Consider the following 23,086-nt stretch of genomic DNA (forward strand, 5'->3'; position numbering starts at 1 on the left):
ATATTGATTACAGCTAAAGCCAGAGCCGTGGATGGACCCGATCAAGCCTTCCGTTCCGCAGAAATTAACCGCCGTGATCTGGATACCACGGATGTATTAATTGAAATTAAGTTTGCTGGTATCTGCCACTCGGATATTCATACAGCCCATGGGGAGTGGGGACCCGTCAATTATCCACTCGTACCGGGTCACGAAATTGCCGGGATTGTGACCGAAGTAGGAAGTGGTGTAACAAAATATAAAGTAGGCGACCGAGTAGGCGTTGGATGTATGGTCGACTCTTGCGGCGAATGTGAGAATTGCCGTAAAGGAGAAGAGCAGTACTGCCTGAAAGGTAACATTCCAACATATGCAGGAGTAGACAAATACGGTGAGCCAACCCAAGGCGGTTATTCCACACATATCGTGGTAACCGAGGATTTTGTAGTGCGCATTCCTGACAATATTGAGCTGGATGCTGCTGCACCTCTGCTATGTGCCGGAATTACCACCTATTCTCCGTTGCATCACTGGGGCGCTGGTCCGGGTAAGAAGGTTGCAGTCGTAGGGATGGGTGGCCTCGGTCATATGGCGGTTAAAATCGCACATGCGATGGGAGCTGAGGTTACCGTTCTTTCTCAATCCCTGAGTAAAAAGCAAGACGGATTGCAGTTTGGGGCAGACCACTACTACGCAACGAGCGAACCGGAAACATTCGAAAAACTGGCAGGCTCATTAGACCTGATCATCAATACAGTAAGTGCCAGCATTGATATCAATGCTTATTTCTCGCTGCTCAAGTTGGACGGCACACTCGTTAATGTAGGGGCTCCGCCTGAGCCACTCGCCGTCAATGCATTCTCGCTGATCGGACATCGTCGTTCATTCGCCGGTTCGATGATTGGTGGCATACGTGAGACACAAGAAATGCTTGATTTCTGCGCCGAGCATGATATTGCACCTAGCATTGAGGTTATTTCGGCAGATCAGATTGACGAAGCATACAAGCGTGTACTCGCTTCAGATGTTAAATATCGCTTTGTAATTGATACAAGCACCATTTAAAAGAGCAGATGGGAAGAGAGTTTAGTTAACGCCTTCGCCTTTGAATAAATAAAACTGAGCATCAGTAAATAGCCCCTATTTCCGCATAAGGAAAGGAGGGGCTATTTGTTTTTACGATAACATTTTGAAGACCCTAACACCTTACGGTCATATCGTTGACGGATCATAAGTATGTTTTATGATGCTCCATCTATAATGTTTATTGTGCGCCCACGACAGGATGTGGTATATAAGGCTCTTCTAGAAAAGCGACATCCTCTGAATTCAGCTTTACGGACAATGCAGCAATCGCAACATCGAGATGTGAATGTTTCGTTGCGCCGATAATCGGAGCAGTCACAGTCTCTTTCTGTAACAGCCATGCCAGAGCAATGTGTGTACGAGGCACATCATACTTCTCGGCAATAGCCGCCACCCGTTCGACAACAATGCGATCCGCGTCACTTGTGGCATTGTACTTTGTTTTCTGTATCACATCCGTCTCTGAACGATGTGTGGTCACAGACCAATCTCTTGTCAATCTGCCGGATGCGAGTGGGCTGTATGGCGTAACGCCGATTTTTTCCTCTTTGCACAGCGGAAGCATCTCCCGTTCCTCTTCACGGTAAATCAGGTTCAAATGGTTTTGCATCGAAACAAATTTGGTCCAGCCATTTTTCTCCGCTGTATATAATGCTTTCTGGAACTGCCACGCAAACATAGCCGAAGCACCGATATATCTGGCTTTACCGGACTTCACCACATCATGGAGTGCTTCCATCGTTTCTTCGATAGGCGTGTTGTAGTCCCATCGATGAATGATATACAAATCTACATAATCGGTTTCGAGTCGTTTCAGACTTTTGTCAATTTCACTCAAAATGGCTTTCCTGGACAACCCGGAGCCGTTTGGGCCTTCATGCATTCGCCCATGAACCTTGGTCGCAATCACAACTTCATCCCGGCTCGCATAGTCCTTTAAAGCTCGTCCTAAATATTCTTCACTTGTGCCGAGTGAGTAGATATTGGCCGTATCAAAAAAATTAATACCTAGATCCAGCGCCTTGCGAATCACGGATCGGGAGTCTTCTTCGTTCAGCACCCACTCGTGAACCCATTTACTGGCATCACCAAAGCCCATACATCCGAGACAAAAGCGAGAGACATCGAGTCCTGTATTACCAAGCTTAACGTATTCCATCGTGATCACATTTCCTTTCAAAGCAAAGTTGCCACGTATCTCACATATCTAATAGGATGGCTGTTTTCTGTTCTATTATGTCATGGTTCTCTAATGAAACTGTAGTATATTTCAATCAAAGGTTTGCCTGATCCGATCAAAATGGGAAGTAGGAGTCCTTTACGTATGGAAACGTAGCGCATCAAATGAAATAAAGCCCCTTGGAATAGACCAAAAGGCTTTAATGAGAGTGGAATTATAATTTAAAATGTTGGGCCTTTGAAAGGAAAAGGTCTCATGAGCGTAATAAAAAAAGATTGAATGCAAAAATACGCTGTGATATAATCATGAGCGCAGTTGAAATTCGTGGAATATGTAATTGGTATATCATTATTTCTCCTAAAATAATCATACATCGAATTCTTCGATTTGTCAACGCGCTTTTTTTCTCCACAAAAATGGGTTGAGGAGTGTGGTTAACGGATATGGCAGAAACGAACGAGTGGCAATTGGAAAAAGAAAGATTGGCTTACGTGCGAAATGAACTGAAGGCGAGACTTGATGAACTTGAACCCCAAGTTGAAGGTCTTGCAGATCAGGCTACGGAAATTCGCAAACGTTTCTGGGAAGAAGTCACGATCAATACGAGTTCATACACGGATTTTGAAGAAGCCTTTTATACAATTAATCAGCAAGCGAGAGTACTTGCTGAGCGTGAACGTGGACATAAGTTGTTAGTGCAGCAGTGGAAAAATGTAAACCGTTTGTTGCCTTTACCTTACTTCGGACGTATAGATTTTAAGGAAAAGGGTCTTGGTTTTACGGAGCAAATTTACATTGGTGTGTCTTCTTTTACGGACAAAGAAGGCTTGGATTTTCTAATCTATGATTGGCGTACGCCGATAGCAAGTCTTTATTATGACTATGGCTCCGGTTCGGCAGATTATGAGACACCTATGGGAAAAATCGAGGGGACGGTTGAACTGAAACGTCAGTTTCAAATCCAGGATGGTCAGTTGCTGGGTATGTTTGATGCGAGTGAAACAATTGGAGATGCCATGCTCCAGGAAGTGCTCTCCAAAGGTGCGAATGCTCAGATGAAAAGCATCGTGGCCACGATTCAAAAGGAACAAAACGCGATTATCCGTAATGATCACAGCCGAATGCTGATTGTGCAAGGAGCAGCAGGCAGTGGGAAGACATCCGCCGCGCTTCAGCGAGTGGCCTATCTATTATATAAGCATCGCCAGACGATCAAGGCGGATCAGATGGTTCTTTTTTCGCCAAATCCGATGTTTGCCAGTTACATCTCGAGTGTATTGCCTGAGCTAGGTGAAGAGAACATTCAACAGACGACGTTTCAGGAGTATTTGAATTATTGGCTGGGATCTAGTTTGAGACCGGAAGATCCGCTTGACCAAATGGAGTATGTGCTTACTGCTGGTGGGGAACCAAGTTACGCTGCTCGTATGGAAGGCATTCGCTATAAAGCATCCGCGGAATTTATGAAAGCTTTGAAGAACTATGGGGAATGGCTTGGACGGGAAGGGTTAAACTTTATCGGCATTCGGTTCCGTGAACGGGAGTTTATTACTTCAGCTCAAATGAAGGCACAATTCTCTACGTATGATATCCACCTTTCGTTACCAAGCCGTATATTGTTATTACAGGAATGGCTACTGAAACAGCTGACTGTTCTAGAGCAACAGGAACGACAAGCGGACTGGGTGGAGGAAGAGTTAAATTACCTCGACACGGACGACTATGCGGATGCATACGGTAAGCTGCACAAGGAAAAGGCTGTGTTCGAAGTGGCGGAGCAGTATGCAGCACGGGAGAATGCTGGCAAACACCCTGATCTGGATGAAGGCTCATTTGATTTTCTGGAACGAGAAGAAGAATTGCTACGGCGAAAAATAGTGAAACAGACGTTCAAGCCGTTGAGGCAGCGTGTACGAAAGTTCAAGTTCGTCAATGTTCAGTCAGCTTATGAACAACTATTTGTAGATGCCGTAGCTTATCAAGAACGTACGAATGGAGCGGCAGTTCCACCTCACTGGGATGAAATCTGCAAACAAACCAAAGACATGTTGCGTCAGAACATGCTGTTTCATGAAGATGCTACCCCGTATTTATATGTAAAAGAAATGATCGAAGGCGTGCGAATCAACACGGATATCCGTCATGTGTTCGTCGACGAGGGTCAGGATTATTCGGCGTTCCAATATGAATATCTCAAAAAGCTGTTTCCTCGTGCCCGCATGACGGTACTAGGTGATTTTGGGCAAGCGATCTATATGCAGGCTACAGAACTTGCTGCTACCGATTCTCCTTTAATCCGTCTATATGGAGACAAAGAAACGACGCTTATCCGGCTGGTACAGAGCTATCGCTCGACTCGCGAAATTGTCGAGTTTACCCGAGCAATGCTGCTAGGCGGCGATGAAATTGTGGCTTTTGACAGAAGGGATCAAAAACCGGCTTTAATCCGGGCAAAGGCAGGAGAGAATCAGCGTGATGAGTTCATCCAATCTGACGTTGAGGCGCTTCAGACAGAGGGTTTTCGTTCGATTGCCATCATAACCAAAACGGCAGCCGAGAGTTACCTTGCATATGAACGTTTACGAGAGATCGGCGTAGAGGGACTAAAGCTGATTACGAAAGGCACGGAGCAGTTTGAAAAAGGCGTGATGGTCATTCCCGTGTACCTTGCCAAAGGTGTGGAATTCGATGCAGTACTTGTATATGATGCCTCCGCAGCTCGATTTGGGGAAGAATATGACCGTAAACTGCTCTACACGGCTTGTACTCGCGCTATGCATCGGTTGCATCTCTATACTTTGAAAAGCTGGTCACCTTTTGTGCAGGCATTACCTGAAGATTTGTATGATGTAAAAAATGTCTAAGTTCACCTTTTCCATAGTATAAATCTCTGCCTCAACTGCGAATTTATTTAAATCGGCTGACATGCGGCTGTCCAGATGCAACAGTTGATTCAACGAGTTTCGCTTTTAATAACGTCATAAGAAAGTCGCTGCGATAGCGGCTTTTTTGGCGTTATTCTCTAATTTTCCTAATGCTAACAACGGATGTAACGGGTAGGGGAATGCAAGATTTTGTGCATTTTGTTCAACCGGAAGTCTGATAAAATAAAGCAAACATATGAATATAAATCTAAAGCAACATACATGACATAAACAACCAATGAAGCGTTGAATCCAATATAAATCAGGAGGTAGCTTGAGATGAACAAACCGATGATTGGGGTACTGCCTTTGTATGACACGGACAAAAAAAGTTACTGGATGCTTCCTGATTATATGAAGGCCATAGAAGATTCAGGGGGCATACCGATAATGCTGCCATTAACGACAGACGAGGACATGATCACAACGCTGGCGAACGCCTTTGACGGATTCCTGTTTACCGGCGGACATGATGTTCATCCGGAACTCTACAATGAAAGGTTGCAGAGCGTCTGTGGCGAGCTGTGCATAGAGCGGGACCGGATGGAGGTTGTTCTTTTTCAAAAAGTGATAGCGCTCGGTAAACCAGCCTTCGGCATATGCCGTGGATTACAGCTATTTAACGCAATCTTAGGGGGAACGTTATACCAGGACATCCCCACAGAATTTAATGCAGATCGGAAGATTATTCATCAGCAAAAACCTCCGTATACCAATCTCGTGCATTCCGTACATATTGAAAAAGATAATCTGTTTCATGATATCTTGCAGACGGATCAGATTCAGGTTAACAGCTATCACCATCAGGGCATCAAAACGCTGTCCGATCAATTAGTGGCTGTAGCGATTGCAGAGGATGGATTGGTTGAATCTGTCGTCATGCCGGGCTATTCGTTCGTACTCGCGGTTCAGTGGCATCCGGAGTATAGTTATGCCGTGGACGAGTACAGTCAGAAGCTATTTGCTGCTTTTGTCAGTGCCTGCAGTTCAGCAAGATTTAACAGTTCTGTGCAGGACATTACGGCTTGATTCTTGTTCGATGGATAGGGAGGTAGAACATAAAAATCACTTTCAAGTATATGTTATAGCATGCATTTGAAAGTGATTTGGCTTTTTTTATACAGATAGTGTATGAATGATTATATTTCTTAAAAGTTACACTTTAGAGTTGACATTAGATTAAATTTAAAACAAAATATATGCTATAGCATATAGATGAATGAGATTGAGGGGTGTTGTTAAACGTGAGAGATGCTAGTGAGCTGAAGAAGGATATTTCATATGCAGATCCACAAACCCAATACATGTTATAGCATGTATCCAATCTATATGTATAACTCAATTGAAAGAAGGTTTGTTATGTTCATTTTTATTACGGTTTTACAGGTTGTGTTAGGCCTCTTTTTCCTGGTTACAGGAAGCAAAATTCTTTCGGGTAAGATGGCCGATGAATTCAAACGTTTTGGATTGCCCTCATTTTTTAATGTTTTGACCGGATCGTTCGAGATTGTTGGGGCGATCGGTATGCTTGCTGGCATATGGATACCTGGTGTTGCATTTTGGGCCGGTTTGCTATTGGGAGGTACAATGCTTGCTGGAGCCTTTACTTTGATTGTTCTAGCTAAAGATCCAATTCAAAAGGCCATTCCTGCAATTGTTCTGTTTGTTCTTAGCTTGATTGTATCACAGTATTATTTTTTCTAAAGACAACCCTTATCCTTATTTTAACTGCAAAAGATAGTGAAAAGGATGTTATTCAAGGTTTTGAGTCAGGCGCGGATGATTATGTCACCAAACCGTTTAGTCCTCGTGAAGTCGTTCATCGTATTAAAAGTGTGGTTCGGAGAAAGCAAGTGGTGAATCACGAGAACATTACTTCTCATCGAAGATTGAAATTGCGTGATTTTATTGTGGAAGAGGATCACAAATTGTCTTCCAAAGGGAAAGAGATTCATTTAACTCCTAAAGAATACGAATTGTTATTTTATTTAGCCACATCACCAGATAAGCTATTTTCGAGAGAGAATATTCTTCAAAATGTATGGAATTACGATTATAGTGTGGATTATCGTACCGTAGATACCCACATCAAACGAATTCGGGAAAAGCTGGATGACATTTCGGCGGGTTCATCCTCAATGATCAAAACGATATGGGGCTTAGGATATAAATCTGAAATCGATTAGGGTGTGTCTGAAAACGCTGAAGAAAGCAAATTTTGCCGAATTTTCGTTCCAAGCAAGGAAGTTTCCCGCAGGCGTGCCGGGGCACGTCAAGGGGAAGTGACGAAGCAGGGGGCGAAAAGGGGGTAAAAGATGCGCTTCAGTAGGTTTCAAGACACGCCCTAGCTAGGCATATGCATAACAATCATTAAAGCCGCCCATTCCTTGATGAGTGTCGTTTGTAACATTCGTTCAGATCGCCTATAATTGGTGTAAGAAAATGATGAATGAGGGTACGACAATGGACTTATACAATGTGACTGGTTTTTTAATTCACCGGACGGATCTCAAGCTTACGAATTATTTTATCAAACAATTGAAACCTTACGAGGTCACGCCTGAACAATGGAGTATTATTTCTTATATGGATATCGATAAAGCTACGACTCAAAAAGAGCTGGCTGAGGCTATCGATCGGGATCAAACGACTGTCGTCCGAATGATTCATTCATTAGAACGAAAAGGAATGGTTCGACGAATCGTTAATGATCAAGATAAACGTTCACACCATTTGTATTTGTCTCCAAAAGGGGAAGAAGTGAAACAAAATTTGTTGTTAACAGTCAAAGACGCTCATAACTATGTTACACGAGGGATAGAACCCGAGGAACTCGAACAGCTCAAAGCCATATTAGAAAAATTGTATATGAATGTGCGAGAGGATTAGGTGAATTTAAGATAGGAATTTAAAGTGCCTCAATACATGCTATAGCATGTATTGAGGGGTGTGAGTTGTTTGTGTTAGAAAATAGGGTTAATGTAAAGACCTCCTCATGAACTGTGAACTGAGGAGGTCTTTTGTTGAATATATATTATTGAAAATCCGTTATGATTCGGAACCTGACTTCGACTTAACTTCGTTTTGGGTATTAAGGCTAGCAATTAGTTTTTCGCCTTCCACATCCAGATTAGGCAAGATACGATCCAGCCATTTCGGAAGAGTCCAAGCTTTATCGCCAAACATCGCCATAATGGCAGGCACCAGAGCCATGCGAATGATAAAAGCATCAACCAAAATGCCCACCGCGAGTGTGAATCCAATCTGTTTAATCATGACATCATCAGTAAAGATAAAACCAGCGAATACGGAAACCATGATAACCGCTGCGGCAACAACGACACGACTAACCTGATTATAACCATGTACGACGGATTCAGTTCCGCGGTGACCATGGACATAGGATTCGCGCATCGAGCTAACCAAGAATACCTGATAATCCATGGCAAGACCATAGAGAATACCTGTTACGATAATTGGCATGAAGCTAAGTAGCGGACCGCCTGTATCGAAACCAAAGAGGGAGTACAACCAGCCCCATTGGAACACAGCGGTTGTCATACCAAACGTAGCTAGAATGCTAAGCAGGAAACCAATCGTTGCTTTGATCGGAACGATGATCGAACGGAACACAAGCAACAAGATAATCAATGAAAGTAAAATGATGATTCCTACATAGATCGGGAAAACCTGAGCCAGCTTGGCAGACATATCAATATTTACAGCGGTAAGTCCGGTCACGCCAAGTTTGACGTCATACGTTTTAGCCATGCCAGAGTCTGCCGACCGCAGGTCGTTGACTAGCGTTTTCGTTGCATTATCATTAGGACCTGTCTTGGGAATCAGACTGAAAATAGCCAGATCCTCCGTCATCCCTAAAGGTGAGACTTGAGCTACGTTATTCTGACCCTGCAGCTCCATGGCGAGTCCGCCCAGAAGCTCTGGTGTCATTTTGGCAGACGCATTACGTGGTTCAGCCACCAGGATCAGCGGTCCGTTAAACCCTTCACCGAAACCTTTCGAGATGGCATCATAGCTCTGTCTTGCATCCGTATCCAGGTTTGCTGACGAAGCACCTGGAATTCCCATTTCCATTTTTGTAATCGGAGTAGCAGCAAAACCAAGAACAAGAATAATCGCAATAACGGTCGCCCAGCGATTTTTAATGACGAATTTGACCCATCTGTTGGCCACGCCATGACTTGAGGCATCTGATAAGTTGGTAGCTTTCGCACGAGCTTTCTTCGAGCAGATTCGTTCACCAACAAGGCCGAGCAAGGCTGGTAGCAAGGTTAATGCAACGAATACGTTGATCAGTACCGTGGCCGCTGCGACGAGTGCCATCGTGGACAAGAAAGTGAGTCCGATGACGAGCATACCGCAGAGGGCAATAATGACGGTTAAGCCAGCAAAAAATACGGCACTGCCTGATGTGCCAATTGCCCGTGCGGTAGCTTCCTGTGCGCTTAGGCGTTGGTCAATAATCATCCGGCGCTGACGGTTGACGATGAAAAGTGCATAGTCGATGCCAACAGCCAAACCTACCATCAGAGCTAGAACGGATGTCACACTCGGCATATCAACAAATTTGGAGATCGAGAATGCTCCCCCAACCCCAATAGCGACACCAAGAAGGGCTGTGATCAGTGGCAGACCCGCTGCAACAACGGAACCAAGAGTAATGAGCAGTACGATTACGGCGATAACCAGCCCCACAATTTCAGCGGAACCAACCCCGATGGACACCGATTTAAGCGTTTCACCAGGCAATACCTTAATCTGTGTACCTTCTTCAACTTTCATGACCGATTGAATGACAGAATCAAACACATCTTGTGTAATAGCGGACTGTTCAATCGTGAATTGGAACTGAAACAACGCTGTGCTGCCATCCGATGAGATCAACACACCTGGCACGGGAACATTGTTCACCATGAAGGGCCCGTATGGAGGCGGAGAGGCCGTTGCCGACTGAGCCATATTCATCGCTTGAGCTGCGTCCGCAGATGCCCCTGAGTTATTCGCTTGGGCAGCGGCGTAGTCGGCTGGATTAATCACTTTCTCCAGTCCATATACTTCGCTGACACCTTTCATAATGGCAGCTGCACGTTCAGGTGTATCCAGCCGCTCGTTGACCGGCGCTTTGAACACAACGCTTCCTTGACCGCCGGAGGCGGCAGGCAGTTCTTTTGCAAGCTGATCCAAAACTTTCTGTGATTCTGTTCCTTCAATTTTCATTTCCGAGCTGATGTGCACGCCATTGATGCTGATCATGGAGATGACGATCCCCAGAAGAATTACCCAGCCAATGATAAAATATCCGGGTTTGCGAAAAGCGGTTTTTCCTATTTTATATAATAAGGTAGACATTGCTCTTTTTTGCACTCCTTCTATTATAAGTATGTTGATTACGATGGTGGATTATTATTAAAAAACGATAAAAGAAGGGGGTTAAAACCCTTTTCGCAAATGATCAAACACCGTTTCCATAAACTGTTCAAACGGGACTGCATCTGAACTTGAGTCGGCAGGGATTTGCTTTCCAGGCAACAACACATTTAGTCTTCCTTCGATTAAGGGCAACACGGTGCCATAAATGGCGCTAATCAGCAAGTACGTATAGATCTCGTCGTTTTGGCCGTTCGACAGGTCTAGCAGGGTTTCCTGAGCCTGAGTTTGCAGCCTGTGCATCGCAGCCAAATAGTGAGGTTCAAGTACGGGATAGGTGCGGGACAAGATGACAAGTTGATGCAGTCTGCCAATCAATTCGGACGTGAGTTGCATTTTAACCAGTTCATACATAATTTCCAGCAGTGAGGCATGGTCCGGAATCTCTGTGATCAGATGTTCAAGCTCAGCCGTATTTGGCACTGATAGGGCTCCAAGCGCAACAGCTTCTTCCTTGCATGTAAAGTAGTTGGCAAATGTTCTACGCGAGCATCCAACCTGTTGCACGATATCTTCTACCGTGAATCCGTCAAGTCCATGCTCCAGCGTCAGATTAAATGCAACTCCGGCAAGTGCTTTCTCCGTGGCTTCTTTTTTTAAGTGTCGCAACGTTCGTTTCATAATGTTATACCGCCTATGCGTTCGCCTCCTTAAGATGAGTTAAAGGAAATAACCAAGTATCTCATTTGTGAAAATAATCATAGCAACATTTTGCCCATTGTGCAAATTTACTCATTGTGCAAGTTTTTGACATGAATGAATATCCAATATGAGTTTATTAATATACATCTTATTTCATTTTTAAAATTTGAGCTTTATGGATACAGTGCAGGCTCAGCTACTCTATGGATTACTTCCCAGCAAATTGTTGAAATTATTCGTAAATGACCGTCAGAGAACTATAAAGACAAATGGATAAACCACTTTTTCGAAAAAGTATGGCTACAACGGAAAGATGTATCGATTAATTCAATACAGTGGGATAGAGGTTGAAGTTAAAAATCAGCAGTCATTACTTTAAATTTAATTACGTGAGAAGTGGACTTGAATAAATGAGGGGGCATATTTATGCAGAAACGTTGATCTCAAATGAAGAACGCTGAAGATGATTTTAGAGGTTATGACGAGCAGTTCATACTTGATTAATTAAAACTAAAAAATAAATTTTGAAATATCGCTTGATTTTTCGGGAAACGTCTGATAGTGTAATACCTGTGATTTTGGAAAGTTGATTTATCAATATGAATTAGAGCTTTCCAGCAGATAATTTTTGACCACTTCTACCAAGGAGTTAAGGCCATACGGACAGCCGGGTCAAATGCCGATTGGCAACTTATGTTGCCTTATTGATTGAGTTCAAAGCTCAAATTTTATAAGTTGGTTACTTTACAACCAGTGCATCTGCACATCAACTTGTGAAACGGTCAATAAGAGTGGTAAAGGCGAATTATTTGCTATATAGACTCTGATCCAATATTGATATACATGAAGAAGCTTTCCGCTGAAGGGGTTCTTATGGACTTTTTTGGTCAAGGAGTCTTCACGTCTTTTTTATGATGTATATCGACAAGCAAGTGTGATGGTGTGCGCAAAAGTGCGACATTTTTCACCTTGCTTTTTTTATTGTATCAGGAGCGGGTGGACGTTGCATAATGAAACAATACAACTGCGAACGTCTTGGAATTTTACGAAAAAAACAAAAACTAAAAATCCTAATTATGGGGATAGGAGAATGAGAAAATGGGAAAAGCACTAATCATCGGAGCCGGCGGCGTGGCTTCTGTAGCAGTACACAAATGCGTTCAAAACAGCGAGGTTTTTGAAGAAATCTGTATCGCAAGCCGTACGAAATCCAAATGTGATGATCTGAAAGCAAAATTGGATGGCGGCAAAACAAAAATTACAACAGCTCAAGTAGACGCGGACAATGTAGAAGAGCTGATTGCATTGATTAACGAGTTCCAACCGGATATCGTGATGAACTTGGCGTTGCCATACCAGGATCTGACGATCATGGATGCTTGCCTGGCAACGAAAACAAACTACATGGATACAGCAAACTATGAGCCGGAAGATACGGCAAAATTCGAATATAGCTGGCAATGGGATTACAAAGAGCGCTTCGAAAAAGCAGGCATCACTGCACTGCTGGGCAGCGGATTTGACCCTGGTGTAACTGGCGTATTCTCTGCATACGCATTGAAACATTATTTTGACGAAATCGAATATATCGATATTCTCGACTGCAATGGCGGCGACCATGGTTACCCATTTGCTACCAACTTCAACCCAGAGATCAACATCCGTGAAGTTTCTGCGAACGGCAGATACTGGGAGAATGGTGAATGGATCGAAACCAAACCGATGGAAATCAAACGTGTGTACGACTTCAAAGAAGTTGGCGAAAAAGATATGTACCTGTTGTACCATGAAGAGCTGGAGTCCCTGGCGAAAAACATCCCTGGCTTGAAACGTATCCGTTTCTTCATGACATTTGGTCAAAGCTATCTGACTCACCTGAAAGCTCTGGAAAACGTAGGCATGACTTCCATCGAGCCGATCGAGTTCGAAGGCAAACAAATCATTCCTTTGCAATTCCTGAAAGCTGTTCTGCCTGATCCGGCGTCCCTTGGACCTCGTACAGTAGGTAAAACGAACATCGGTTGTATCTTCAAAGGTAAAAAAGACGGTCAAGACAAAACATATTATGTATACAACATCTGTGACCACCAAGAGTGTTATAAAGAAGTAGGTTCCCAAGCGATCTCTTACACAACTGGTGTTCCAGCAATGATCGGTGCAGCTATGGTAATGACAGGCAAATGGAACAAACCAGGCGTATACAACGTGGAAGAGTTCAACCCGGATCCATTCATGGAAGAACTGAACAAATGGGGACTTCCTTGGGTAGAAGACTTCAATCCGGTTCTCGTGGATGAGCTGCCAGAAGAGTCCAAAGCTAAAGAATCGGAGCTTGTTCGCTAACATGCGGTTCGAGCAATTACCGACACCCTGTTTTGTTGTTGACGAAGGTCTGATTGAGAAAAACTTGAAAATCCTGAACGGTGTAATGCAGCGTACAGGAGCGAAGATTGTACTCGCGCAGAAGGCGTTCTCCATGACGGCGATGTATCCGCTTATTGGAGAATATCTGAGCGGTGCGACTGCGAGCGGTTTGTATGAAGCGCGTCTCGGTCACGAAGAGATGGGCAAAGAGAATCATGTCTTTGCTCCGGCTTTTCGTGAGGAAGAGATGGATGAGATTGTTTCGATCTGTGATCACATCATTTTCAATTCCTTTTCACAACTGGCGAAATTCAAGGATAAAGCACTGCAAGCAGGATGTAAGGTTGGTTTGCGTGTGAATCCGGAATGCTCCACTCAGGAAGGACACGAGATCTACGATCCGTGTTCTCCAGGTTCACGTTTCGGCGCGAAGCAGGAGGATTTCCGTGCAGAGTTGCTTGAAGGTGTATCTGGACTGCACTTCCACACGCTGTGCCAGCAAAACTCGGACGACTTGGAAACAACGCTGAATGCAGTTGTTGAGAAGTTCGGACAGTGGTTGCCGCAGATGGAATGGATTAACTTCGGTGGAGGACACCATATTACCCGTGAAGATTACGACATTCCAAGACTGGAAGCATGCATCAAACGGATGCAAAATGATTATGGTCTGGAAGTGTACCTGGAGCCGGGAGAAGCAGTTGCCCTCAATGCAGGTTATCTCGTGACTTCCGTTCTGGACTTCCACAAGAACGGCATGGATATTGCCATTTTGGACACTTCCGCAACTTGTCATATGCCCGATGTGCTGGAGATGCCTTATCGTCCGCCATTGATCGGATCAGGTGAAGTGGGCGAGAAAGCACATTTGTATCGCCTGGGTGGCCAAACATGTCTGTCTGGTGATGTGATTGGCGACTATTCATTTGATGAGCCTTTGAAGGAGGGCGACCGTCTTGTATTTGAAGACATGGCGATCTACTCCATGGTTAAAACAAATACGTTTAACGGCATGCCGCTACCTGCGATTGCGGTTAAACGCAAAGATGGCGATTGCGAAGTTGTGCGTGAATTCGGATATCAAGATTTCAAAATGCGCTTGGCATAATACTTTATTATATATCCGAGCAATATAGAGATAGTACAATAGCGATAATCATAGTGCAGTACAAGTAAAAAGGCTGTCCAAGGTCACAACTTCGTGTGACTAGAGGACAGCCTTTTTTTGCTACTTCTATTATTCGTTTGAATCAACAGGTTTGCTTGCAGCTCTCGCGGCATAGGGGAAGATTGGATCTTTTAGTTCGAATTCATATGTTAGTCCATTCACAATACCCACGACATGTTTGCTGTCATACAGATCGAGTAAAAATCCTGCCATTTGCTCGGCTGTATGGAACTTGGGCACACGGCCTTCATATTGGAACTGATCCAGATCAAAGGCACGTTCAGCAAACTCAGTTTCTGTGGCAGCAGGTGCCAGTACTTTGGATTGCATTGGAGCGCCTTTGCTCTGGAGTTCTTGTGCGAGCCCTTCGGTAAAGGCGCTGACATAAAACTTCGTGGCGCAATATGTCACCGCATCTGGAACGATGGTGTAGCCGCCTCCTGAAGAGATGTTGATAATCTGCGTGCCCGGAGTATTGGCATAATCCCGAACATAAAGAGTGGAGAGAATCGTCAGTGCTTCAATATTCAGATGAAGCATTTGTTCGATTTTGGGCAGATGCTGTTCACCGACCGAAGCAAAGTTGCCAAATCCTGCATTGTTGATCCATGTTTCAATGGAGTAACCGTTCAAGCTTTCATAGAAAGCATGTACATCTGCGGCAATGGACAGATCCACTGTACGAACAACAACATCCAGTTCCGGGTTCAATTCGGCAATTTTATTTTTCAACATATCCAAAGCTTCTGTTCTGCGGGCTGCTAAAATGAGATGTTTGCCTCTGGCTGCAAATGCCAAAGCGGCTTCATATCCAATACCTGAGCTGGCACCGGTAATAACGGTATATTTCATGTGAATTCCTCCTGGGATCAAGGGCGTGTCTTGAAACCTACTGAAGTGCATCTTTCACCCCCTTTTCGCCCCCTGCTACGTCACTTCCCCTTGACGTGCCCCTGCACGCCTGCGGGAAACTTCCTTGCTTGGAACGAAAATTCGGCAAAATCTGCTTTCTTCAGCGTTTTCAGACACGCCCTAATCAATCTATATTGTGGGATGACCACGGATTGATTATACTGATTAGAGTTTACTCTAAGTCAAGCACTCTGGAGAAGGAGGTGAAAATAACAGTGCATACGATCGGAGAAGTCGCCGAGAAGTTAGGCATTAGCGCACATACGCTGCGTTATTATGAGAAGGAACAGATCATCATCCCGCTGCGTGATGCCAGTGGAGACAGACGATACAACGAATCCCATCTGAAATGGCTGCAGTTTGTCATCAAATTAAAGGAAACACAGATGCCGATTGCTGTAATCAAGCAGTACGCTTCATTATTTCAGGAAGGTGAACATACCGCCCCTGAGCGGCTGAAGCTGCTGGAGGACCACAAGAAGTCAGTGGAGCAGCAAATGAATACACTCCATGCGGCAAATGAAATGCTGGAGCTTAAAATTACAGCATATCGATCCTTTATCGGGAAATAATGTAACGGAGATTGCATGCGATCGGCAGACTGAACTGCCTTTTGAAATGCCCTTCTATTGCCAAATGTGTGATTTTTGTTATAGACTATTTTTTATGTTTGTTAAAATTTATCATGTTTATCGTCTATCAAGGGGGAAATGGAATGCATCAACACAAAGCACACAAGTCTAACCAGCTCAAAATCCTTTCCAAAGTGCTACTCATCATTATCGGGGGATTCATTACGGCCTATGGTCTGGAGGCCATATTGATTCCAAACCAGGTATCCGATGGCGGGGTTACCGGTCTCAGTATCGTCGGCTCAAATTTGTTTGGATTGCCACTGGGACTATTGATCGGACTGTTAAACGTACCGTTTGTATGGCTTGGTTACAAGCAGATTGGTAAAAGTTTTGCGCTGTACTCCGTCATCGGAATTGCTTCACTGGCGATCAGTGCCAGTCTGATGCATCATGTGCCAACGATAATTAAAGGTGATACGTTGCTGGTTACGGTTGTGGGTGGTATCATCATCGGTTTTGGTATGGGTCTTGCACTGCGTAATGGCGGAGCGCTTGATGGGATTGATATGCTGGCCGTATTGTTATCACGTAAACTGCCGTTCGGAACAAGTGACCTGATTTTGTTCCTGAATATGTTTGTATTTATCGTTGTTTCGACTGTATTTGGTTTGCAAGGCGCTATTTTGTCAGGACTCGCTTATTTCATTGCCTCTAAAGTGATACATATTGTTGAAGAAGGTTTGAGCGGTTCGAAAACATTCAAAATTATTACGACACAACCGGAAGTCATGGTGGAAACTATTCGTGATCGATTGGGACGCGGAGCAACGTACACCGATGCGTACGGTGGATACTCCAACGAGCAGTTCAAGGAAATCACTTGTGTCATCAACCGGATGGAAGAGAGTAAAATCAAAGAAATTATTAACGAGATTGACCCTACAGCCTTTGTTGTTGTCTACGATGTAGCCGAAGTGAAGGGCGGCAATTTCAAGAAGAAAGACATTCACTAAGAACAAGCGTTGATAAGAGCATTCCTCTTGTCAGCGCTTTTTCTTACTCCAGCGTTAATCTTCCGTAAAAACAGTAGCAAAGCTGCTGTCGACACCTTCGATGTACAGAGGGATCGCGTAAACCCTAGAGATGTGGGAAAGTTCCTGATTCAGATTCAGATCTTCAATGACGAGAATGTACTTGCCATCGACCCGACCTTTGCCTAGTATAATCTGGTGAAAAGCAACGGCTTCCTCGGGATGATTCGCTGCACCAGCGGATATCATATCGATACCAATAGCACGCAAGGAATCAAAAATCATCAAGTACTGTGCTGCCGAGCCGGATAAACCCGGGTTATGATTGGCGTACCGCTCGGGATCAGATGATCGGATTTTGCCAAATCCCGTGCGAATCAGCAGCAGGTCGGCTCCAGCGATCTGATGCTCATAAGGCTCCAGATCAGCTTTGGTAATCAACTCATCATCACTTTTGGGAATATCAATTACCACGGGATGTGTAAAAATGAAATCATCTATCCGAATTTCACTGATTTTCTTGCCTTGAGGATTAAAATGCCACGGGGCATCAATATGTGTTCCATTATGATTGAGGCTTGAGACAATAAACTGGTTGTATGCATCACCTTGAGCGATACTGGATTGTTGCTTTATTACAACGGGAGGATTGTCTTTGTATACCGGCGTGTTCACACCCAACGGATAAGACAAGAGAAGGCGCATCATATTTAGAGTGATCTCCTTTCCTTTGTACGGACTTAAGATTACTTGCATAAGTAGGGCCTCTGTATGGAAAGCTTTTGTATATAAGTTGAACTTGGTTGGTTTGCAAACCCTCTTGAGTTCGGTTTATATAGTGCGAAGACATACAAGACATTTCAATATGGAGGTTAGTGTGATGACCAAGCAGGACCCGCAGGAACTTTTGAAGCAAAAGCATGAACAGGACGAACACAAAAGACAATTCACCAATTTCTCCCGCAACGTATCCGGTCATGGTGAGATGGAAGCAGGGCAGGAATTTAGTCAGGATCACGTAACGGATGACCAGAACCGCATGAAATCGGTTGAGAATAGACGAGCTTATCCAAATTAGTCTGCAAATATGATGGTAAGGTTATAAGCTGGTCCAGTTATGGATCAGCTTTTTGCCATTTGAATTGCAATACTTCACCTAACGAAATTAACATTTCATCAAACTAGTCAACAGGTTCAAAAGGTCGTATAGTAGTATATGTGAAAAGGAAGAGAAGTATATTTCACGAAGTACTCTTCGTGGCACGAACAAAACAATTTTACATATAAGGATGGGGAAAAATGGACTTTAAACCGGTTGCTTCATTAATTGATCGCTTAACCTCATGGAGAGTTCCATGGGCAGAAGTGCTTATTATGCATCAAAACGAAACCGTTTTCCAGTATCGCAATGGATTCGAAAATTTGGAGGAGAAGACCCCAATTCGCGACAACGCAATCTTTAATCTCTACTCCATGACCAAAATTATGACTTGTGTGGCTGCTTTGCAGTTGGTCGAGAAAGGAGATCTCCTTTTACTTGACCCACTTTCTCAGTATTTACCTGAATTTGCAGAAATGCAGGTGAAAAAGGCACTTCCGAATGGCGAGGTGTATTACGAGAAAGCGACAAGACCCATTACGGTTCGTGATCTATTTACGATGACTGCTGGTTTTTCATATGATATCCACGCACCAAGTATCAAGGAAGCGGTAGAGCGCACGAATGGAACGCTGCCAACGCGAGAGTTTGCGAGAGCTTTGGCGAAAGAACCGCTGATGTTTGAGCCGGGCACACACTGGAATTACAGCATGTGTCATGATGTGCTTGGTGCACTGGTAGAAGTCGTAAGTGGCAAACGATTCGGCACGTATTTGCAAGATGAGATTATTAAGCCGCTTGGCATGAATGATACCACCTTTGATCTGAGCGAAGATCAACAGTCTCGCTTGATTCCGCAATATCTTTTTGATGAGGAGCAAGATAAGGCGGTACGAATGGACGGCAACGGTTTCCGTGTAGGTACAGAACTGGATAGTGGCGGTGCCGGATTGTTATCCACCGTGAACGATTACGCCAAGTTTTTGAATGCACTGACCGGATTCGGTACAAGTCCTGAAGGCGTGCGAATTTTATCCCGGGCTTCCGTGGAGCTCATGAGAGCCGATCATCTGAATGACATGACACGACCAGACTTTTCATGGGATCATATGTATGGTTACGGCTATGGTCTCGGCGTTCGTACACATATCTCCACAGCAGGTAGTGGGTCACTGAGTCCAGTTGGTGAATTTGGATGGGCTGGCGCGGCTGGCTGTATGGCCATTATAGACCCGGATTCGGGGCTAACGGTGATGTATGCGCAGCATCTGTTGAACAGTCAGGAGCATTATGTGCATCGTCGTTTACGCAATACCGTATATTCCTGCCTATAAAACAGCTCTTTACATGTAAGTTAGTGTAAATATTATTAACTCATTTTGAACCCTGCTGAGGAGAACAGCAGGGTTTTTGTTTGTTTCCTAATTTGAGCTGACGTGGTCATGTTGTCATAGTATAAACAAAAGCCGCTAATTAGCGGCTTTTTGTCATTCGAAGTGAGCTTACACGGTTGACCAGATAAATGCCAACAGATACCAATATTAACGCAATAAGATTCTTAAGTTCCCAGATTGTTTCTCCAAGAAAAAGTGCAGATAACAAGGCACCAAAGATGGGGATCAGGAAGTTGTAAACCGATACTTTACCCACCTTGTTGTACTTCAGAAGCAGATTCCACAGGCAAAAGGCCACGGATGACAGCAAAGCCAGATACACCAGATTCAGGGAAGATTCCCATGTAAAATGAGTAACTTGACCTCCGAGTGACACGCCGAGTAAAGTCAGCACTAATCCGCCAACCAGCAGACTGACGCCTGTGATCATCATAACATCAATAGCCGCAGTTAGACGCTTTGCATAAATGGCTGTAATGGAGAATACAAGGGCAGCCATAATGATAAACCCTTCTCCTGTGAAAGAGAATGAAAAGGTAAGTAAATCTGCATGAAAGTTGACGATAATGACACCAATGAACCCGAGCACACAGCCCATGATTTTGTTGCGGCTCAGCTTATCATTTTTATAGATAAAATGCGCCAATACAACACTGAAAAACGTCGTTGTTGCATTCATGATGGAGCCTTTTACACCGGTGGTGTTGGCTACGCCCACATAAAAAAACATATATTGCAGTCCTGTCTGCAATACGCCGAGTATACTCAAACTTGCCCACTCACGTCCGCTCAGCTTCAGCTTGCGTCTAAAACCAACGCGATATAGAAGTAGCAGCAATATACCTGCCAAACTGAAACGATACCCGGCAAAAACGTATTTTGATGCGATATCTTCGGGCAAAATATGAAAAGCAACATATCCGAGTTTGATGGAAGGATAGGCACTCCCCCATAACAAACAGCATAGACCTGCAACGAGCATGACAATGAAGGGATCGCTGAATTTGGTCCGATGTTCCTGTGCGTCTTGATTTTTGTTTCCTTGTGCTGTAGTTTCATTTAGCTTATGTTCTTTTGTTAACTTTGGGCTAATGAGTGTTGAATCTCTTTCGATCACGCTTAATCTTCTCCTCGCTTGATGTGCACATCTGTATGTATGAATAAACAATCATGCCTTATAGACCATATCATAAAAACCGGGTTTTGTGTTGGAAGAAAAAAGGGTTATTCGGGCATCCTTGATATGTTGTGAATGAGAAAAATAACAGAGAAGAACGTTAGAAAAGAGGATGTGGATGTTATTCCCAGTAAGATAGCGCTTGCCAAATGAAAAATAATGTGATAATTTATGTCTGTAACCGGTTACACATAAGGAGAACATTCCATGACAACAATTAAAGACGTAGCAAATCTGGCTGGTGTATCGGTAGCCACGGTATCCAGAGTGATTAATGACAGGGGCTATGTGCACGCAGATACTCGCAAGAAAGTTGAAGATGCTGTCAAAGCACTTCACTTTTCACCGAATGAAGTGGCACGCTCACTATACACACGCAAGTCAAAACTGATTGGTCTACTGCTCCCAGACATTGCGAATCCTTATTTCCCTCAGCTTGCGCGGGGTGTGGAGGATCGGATGCAAGAGCAGGATTACCGCTTAATATTTGGAAATAGTGATGAGGATGAACGGAAGGAGCAGGATTACATCCAGACGTTTATCCAGAATAACGTAGTGGGTGTGATCTCATCCACCAATTACCCTCACTCTTCGATATATGAAAAGCTGAAGATTCCCGTCGTCTTCCTGGACAGAACTTCGCTGGATCGACCTTCGGTCTATGCCGATGGCAGAGAAGGCGGAAGGCTTGCTGCCAAGGAGATCATTAAACGGGGCAGCAAACGAATTACCGTTATGCAAGGACCATCCCACATTCGGCCGGCTCAAGATCGGTTTGAAGGAGCGATTGAATTCATCCGGGAAGCGGGAATGGATCATGAGGTCATTCAAACCACCTCGTTTTCATTTAATGAAGCAGGTGTATGGGCTGAGGAACTGTTTAAAAAATATCCGGATACGGATGGTGTTATTGCCAGTAATGACATCGCTGCAATGGCTGTATTACATGAAGCCTATCGCATCGGGAAGAATGTTCCGCAGGATGTACAAGTCATTGGGTTTGATGATATTCCGATGAGCGGATTGTTGTCACCGGCATTATCTACGATTCGTCAGCCGGCATATGAAATGGGCAGAGAAGCAGCAGGATTACTTATTCAGTTAGTAGAGCAAAATAAGATGGATAATAAAAACATACAGTTGCCCGTGTCCTTCATTGAACGGGGAACAACGAGAAAGGTGAGAAACGATGGCTAACATTTGTGTGATTGGAAGCAGTTCAATGGACTTGGTTGTGACATCGTCCAGAAGACCGGGCGCGGGAGAAACCGTGCTTGGTGAAAGCTTTAAGACAGTACCCGGCGGGAAAGGGGCCAATCAAGCTGTTGCGGCAGCACGATTGGGAGCTGAAGTGGTCATGATCGGCCGTGTTGGAGATGATACATTCGGTACAGACATTTTAGAAAACTTTAAAGCGAATCGTGTAAATACAAGCAATGTGAAACCGGTTACACATTCCGAGAGCGGTACAGCTCATATCATCTTGGCAGAGGGAGATAATAGCATTGTAGTGGTCGAAGCGGCCAATCGCGAAGTGACTCCTGCTTATGTGGATGAAGCTGCTGAAGCGATTCGTAACGCGGATATCGTTCTGATTCAGCAGGAAATTCCAGAAGAGACGGTGATTCATGTCAGCCAATTATGTGCCGAATATAAAACACCTTTACTGCTCAATCCGGCTCCTGCCCGTGCGGTTCCACAAGAGGTAATTGACAATGCATCGTATATTACACCGAATGAGCATGAGGCCGAAATTTTGTTCAAAGGCATGAAGCCTGCGGAAGCTCTACGTCAACATCCGAACAAATTATTCATTACGGAAGGCAGCAAGGGTGTTCGATATTTTGACGGTAATGAAGAGGTCCTTGTGCCAACCTATAAAGTTGAAGCTGTAGATACAACCGGAGCTGGCGATACGTTTAATGCAGCTTTTGCAGTCGCTCTGGCTGAGGGTAAATCGATTCAGGACAGTGTGCGTTTTGCCAATCGGGCGGCATCGTTATCCGTAACCAAGTTTGGTGCACAGGGAGGCATGCCAACTAGGGACCAAGTAGAGGAAAGTCTATAAAAAGAAGCTGAGCAAAGACTTCTATATAAGTTCAACTTA

At 44.2% G+C, this 23,086-nt stretch carries 20 protein-coding genes and 1 pseudogene; 15 read left to right on the plus strand and 6 right to left on the minus strand.

Annotation, left to right across the window (positions count from 1 at the left end; genetic code table 11):
- Positions 1 to 3: 3 nt before the first annotated feature.
- Positions 4 to 1,044: an NAD(P)-dependent alcohol dehydrogenase gene (locus tag ABIE27_RS13415; protein WP_429350687.1), complete on the plus strand. Its 1,041-nt coding sequence runs from the start codon at positions 4 to 6 to the stop codon at positions 1,042 to 1,044.
- Between the two features lie 199 nt (positions 1,045 to 1,243).
- On the opposite strand, the gene ABIE27_RS13420 is transcribed toward ABIE27_RS13415, so the two are convergent.
- Positions 1,244 to 2,224 (minus strand): aldo/keto reductase, encoded by a 981-nt coding sequence (locus ABIE27_RS13420; RefSeq protein ID WP_429350688.1) that lies wholly within the window; start codon positions 2,222 to 2,224, stop codon positions 1,244 to 1,246.
- A 464-nt stretch (positions 2,225 to 2,688) separates the two neighbouring features.
- Here ABIE27_RS13420 and helD point away from each other — a divergent pair, with 464 nt between their 5' ends.
- The 6 genes and pseudogenes from helD (at position 2,689) to ABIE27_RS13450 (ending at position 8,058) form a co-directional block, all read left to right on the plus strand.
- Complete coding sequence (gene helD, locus ABIE27_RS13425; protein ID WP_429350689.1) at positions 2,689 to 5,109, plus strand: RNA polymerase recycling motor HelD; 2,421 nt, start codon at positions 2,689 to 2,691, stop codon at positions 5,107 to 5,109.
- A gap of 339 nt (positions 5,110 to 5,448) precedes the next feature.
- A complete protein-coding gene (locus tag ABIE27_RS13430; RefSeq protein WP_123063525.1) occupies positions 5,449 to 6,198 on the plus strand; it encodes a gamma-glutamyl-gamma-aminobutyrate hydrolase family protein in 750 nt (249 codons plus the stop codon).
- Positions 6,199 to 6,528: 330 nt separating this feature from the next.
- On the plus strand, positions 6,529 to 6,873 hold the full coding sequence (locus ABIE27_RS13435; RefSeq protein ID WP_123063789.1) for a DoxX family protein: 345 nt from the start codon (positions 6,529 to 6,531) through the stop codon (positions 6,871 to 6,873).
- 11 nt (positions 6,874 to 6,884) lie between these two features.
- Positions 6,885 to 6,989: pseudogene (locus ABIE27_RS13440) on the plus strand (response regulator transcription factor); the annotation flags it as partial.
- A gap of 69 nt (positions 6,990 to 7,058) precedes the next feature.
- Entirely contained in the window at positions 7,059 to 7,355 is a 297-nt protein-coding gene (locus ABIE27_RS13445) for a winged helix-turn-helix domain-containing protein (RefSeq protein WP_429350690.1), read from the plus strand.
- Between the two features lie 277 nt (positions 7,356 to 7,632).
- The gene (locus tag ABIE27_RS13450; RefSeq protein WP_123063523.1) at positions 7,633 to 8,058 is read left to right on the plus strand and encodes a MarR family winged helix-turn-helix transcriptional regulator; all 426 of its coding nucleotides are present in this window, start codon (positions 7,633 to 7,635) and stop codon (positions 8,056 to 8,058) included.
- Positions 8,059 to 8,217: 159 nt separating this feature from the next.
- Here the strand turns inward: ABIE27_RS13450 and ABIE27_RS13455 are convergent, their stop codons facing one another.
- Both ABIE27_RS13455 and ABIE27_RS13460 read right to left on the minus strand, forming a co-directional pair.
- On the minus strand, positions 8,218 to 10,539 hold the full coding sequence (locus ABIE27_RS13455; protein WP_429350691.1) for an MMPL family transporter: 2,322 nt from the start codon (positions 10,537 to 10,539) through the stop codon (positions 8,218 to 8,220).
- 81 nt (positions 10,540 to 10,620) lie between these two features.
- Positions 10,621 to 11,238, minus strand: a complete 618-nt coding sequence (locus tag ABIE27_RS13460) for a TetR/AcrR family transcriptional regulator (protein WP_429350692.1) — start codon at positions 11,236 to 11,238, stop codon at positions 10,621 to 10,623.
- A 1,119-nt stretch (positions 11,239 to 12,357) separates the two neighbouring features.
- Between ABIE27_RS13460 and ABIE27_RS13465 the strand changes: the two genes are divergently transcribed.
- Complete coding sequence (locus tag ABIE27_RS13465) at positions 12,358 to 13,602, plus strand: saccharopine dehydrogenase family protein (protein ID WP_090915856.1); 1,245 nt, start codon at positions 12,358 to 12,360, stop codon at positions 13,600 to 13,602.
- A 1-nt stretch (position 13,603) separates the two neighbouring features.
- Positions 13,604 to 14,731, plus strand: a complete 1,128-nt coding sequence (gene nspC, locus ABIE27_RS13470; RefSeq protein ID WP_429350693.1) for a carboxynorspermidine decarboxylase — start codon at positions 13,604 to 13,606, stop codon at positions 14,729 to 14,731.
- 129 nt (positions 14,732 to 14,860) lie between these two features.
- Here the strand turns inward: nspC and ABIE27_RS13475 are convergent, their stop codons facing one another.
- Positions 14,861 to 15,643: an SDR family NAD(P)-dependent oxidoreductase gene (locus ABIE27_RS13475; RefSeq protein WP_123063519.1), complete on the minus strand. Its 783-nt coding sequence runs from the start codon at positions 15,641 to 15,643 to the stop codon at positions 14,861 to 14,863.
- Between the two features lie 275 nt (positions 15,644 to 15,918).
- On the opposite strand from ABIE27_RS13475, the gene ABIE27_RS13480 reads away from it, so the two are divergent.
- Together ABIE27_RS13480 and ABIE27_RS13485 are read left to right on the plus strand one after the other, a co-directional pair.
- Complete coding sequence (locus ABIE27_RS13480) at positions 15,919 to 16,275, plus strand: MerR family transcriptional regulator (protein WP_429350694.1); 357 nt, start codon at positions 15,919 to 15,921, stop codon at positions 16,273 to 16,275.
- Between the two features lie 143 nt (positions 16,276 to 16,418).
- Positions 16,419 to 17,291, plus strand: coding sequence for a YitT family protein (locus tag ABIE27_RS13485; protein ID WP_429350695.1), 873 nt, complete (start codon positions 16,419 to 16,421; stop codon positions 17,289 to 17,291).
- A 54-nt stretch (positions 17,292 to 17,345) separates the two neighbouring features.
- On the opposite strand, the gene ABIE27_RS13490 is transcribed toward ABIE27_RS13485, so the two are convergent.
- The gene (locus tag ABIE27_RS13490; protein ID WP_123063517.1) at positions 17,346 to 18,017 is read right to left on the minus strand and encodes a cyclase family protein; all 672 of its coding nucleotides are present in this window, start codon (positions 18,015 to 18,017) and stop codon (positions 17,346 to 17,348) included.
- Positions 18,018 to 18,189: 172 nt separating this feature from the next.
- Between ABIE27_RS13490 and ABIE27_RS13495 the strand changes: the two genes are divergently transcribed.
- Both ABIE27_RS13495 and ABIE27_RS13500 read left to right on the plus strand, forming a co-directional pair.
- Entirely contained in the window at positions 18,190 to 18,387 is a 198-nt protein-coding gene (locus tag ABIE27_RS13495; RefSeq protein WP_240036701.1) for a hypothetical protein, read from the plus strand.
- A gap of 221 nt (positions 18,388 to 18,608) precedes the next feature.
- Complete coding sequence (locus ABIE27_RS13500) at positions 18,609 to 19,742, plus strand: serine hydrolase domain-containing protein (protein WP_123063515.1); 1,134 nt, start codon at positions 18,609 to 18,611, stop codon at positions 19,740 to 19,742.
- Between the two features lie 139 nt (positions 19,743 to 19,881).
- On the opposite strand, the gene ABIE27_RS13505 is transcribed toward ABIE27_RS13500, so the two are convergent.
- The gene (locus ABIE27_RS13505) at positions 19,882 to 20,919 is read right to left on the minus strand and encodes a DMT family transporter (RefSeq protein ID WP_429350696.1); all 1,038 of its coding nucleotides are present in this window, start codon (positions 20,917 to 20,919) and stop codon (positions 19,882 to 19,884) included.
- Positions 20,920 to 21,186: 267 nt separating this feature from the next.
- Here ABIE27_RS13505 and ABIE27_RS13510 point away from each other — a divergent pair, with 267 nt between their 5' ends.
- Together ABIE27_RS13510 and rbsK are read left to right on the plus strand one after the other, a co-directional pair.
- Positions 21,187 to 22,176 (plus strand): LacI family DNA-binding transcriptional regulator, encoded by a 990-nt coding sequence (locus ABIE27_RS13510; RefSeq protein ID WP_429350697.1) that lies wholly within the window; start codon positions 21,187 to 21,189, stop codon positions 22,174 to 22,176.
- Positions 22,169 to 23,047, plus strand: coding sequence for a ribokinase (gene rbsK, locus ABIE27_RS13515; protein ID WP_123063513.1), 879 nt, complete (start codon positions 22,169 to 22,171; stop codon positions 23,045 to 23,047). The genes ABIE27_RS13510 and rbsK overlap by 8 nt, the downstream gene beginning before the upstream one ends.
- Positions 23,048 to 23,086 lie beyond the last annotated feature (39 nt).

Origin of the sequence: Paenibacillus sp. 4624 (assembly GCF_050435065.1) — a bacterium.
Lineage (GTDB): Bacteria > Bacillota > Bacilli > Paenibacillales > Paenibacillaceae > Paenibacillus > Paenibacillus amylolyticus_D.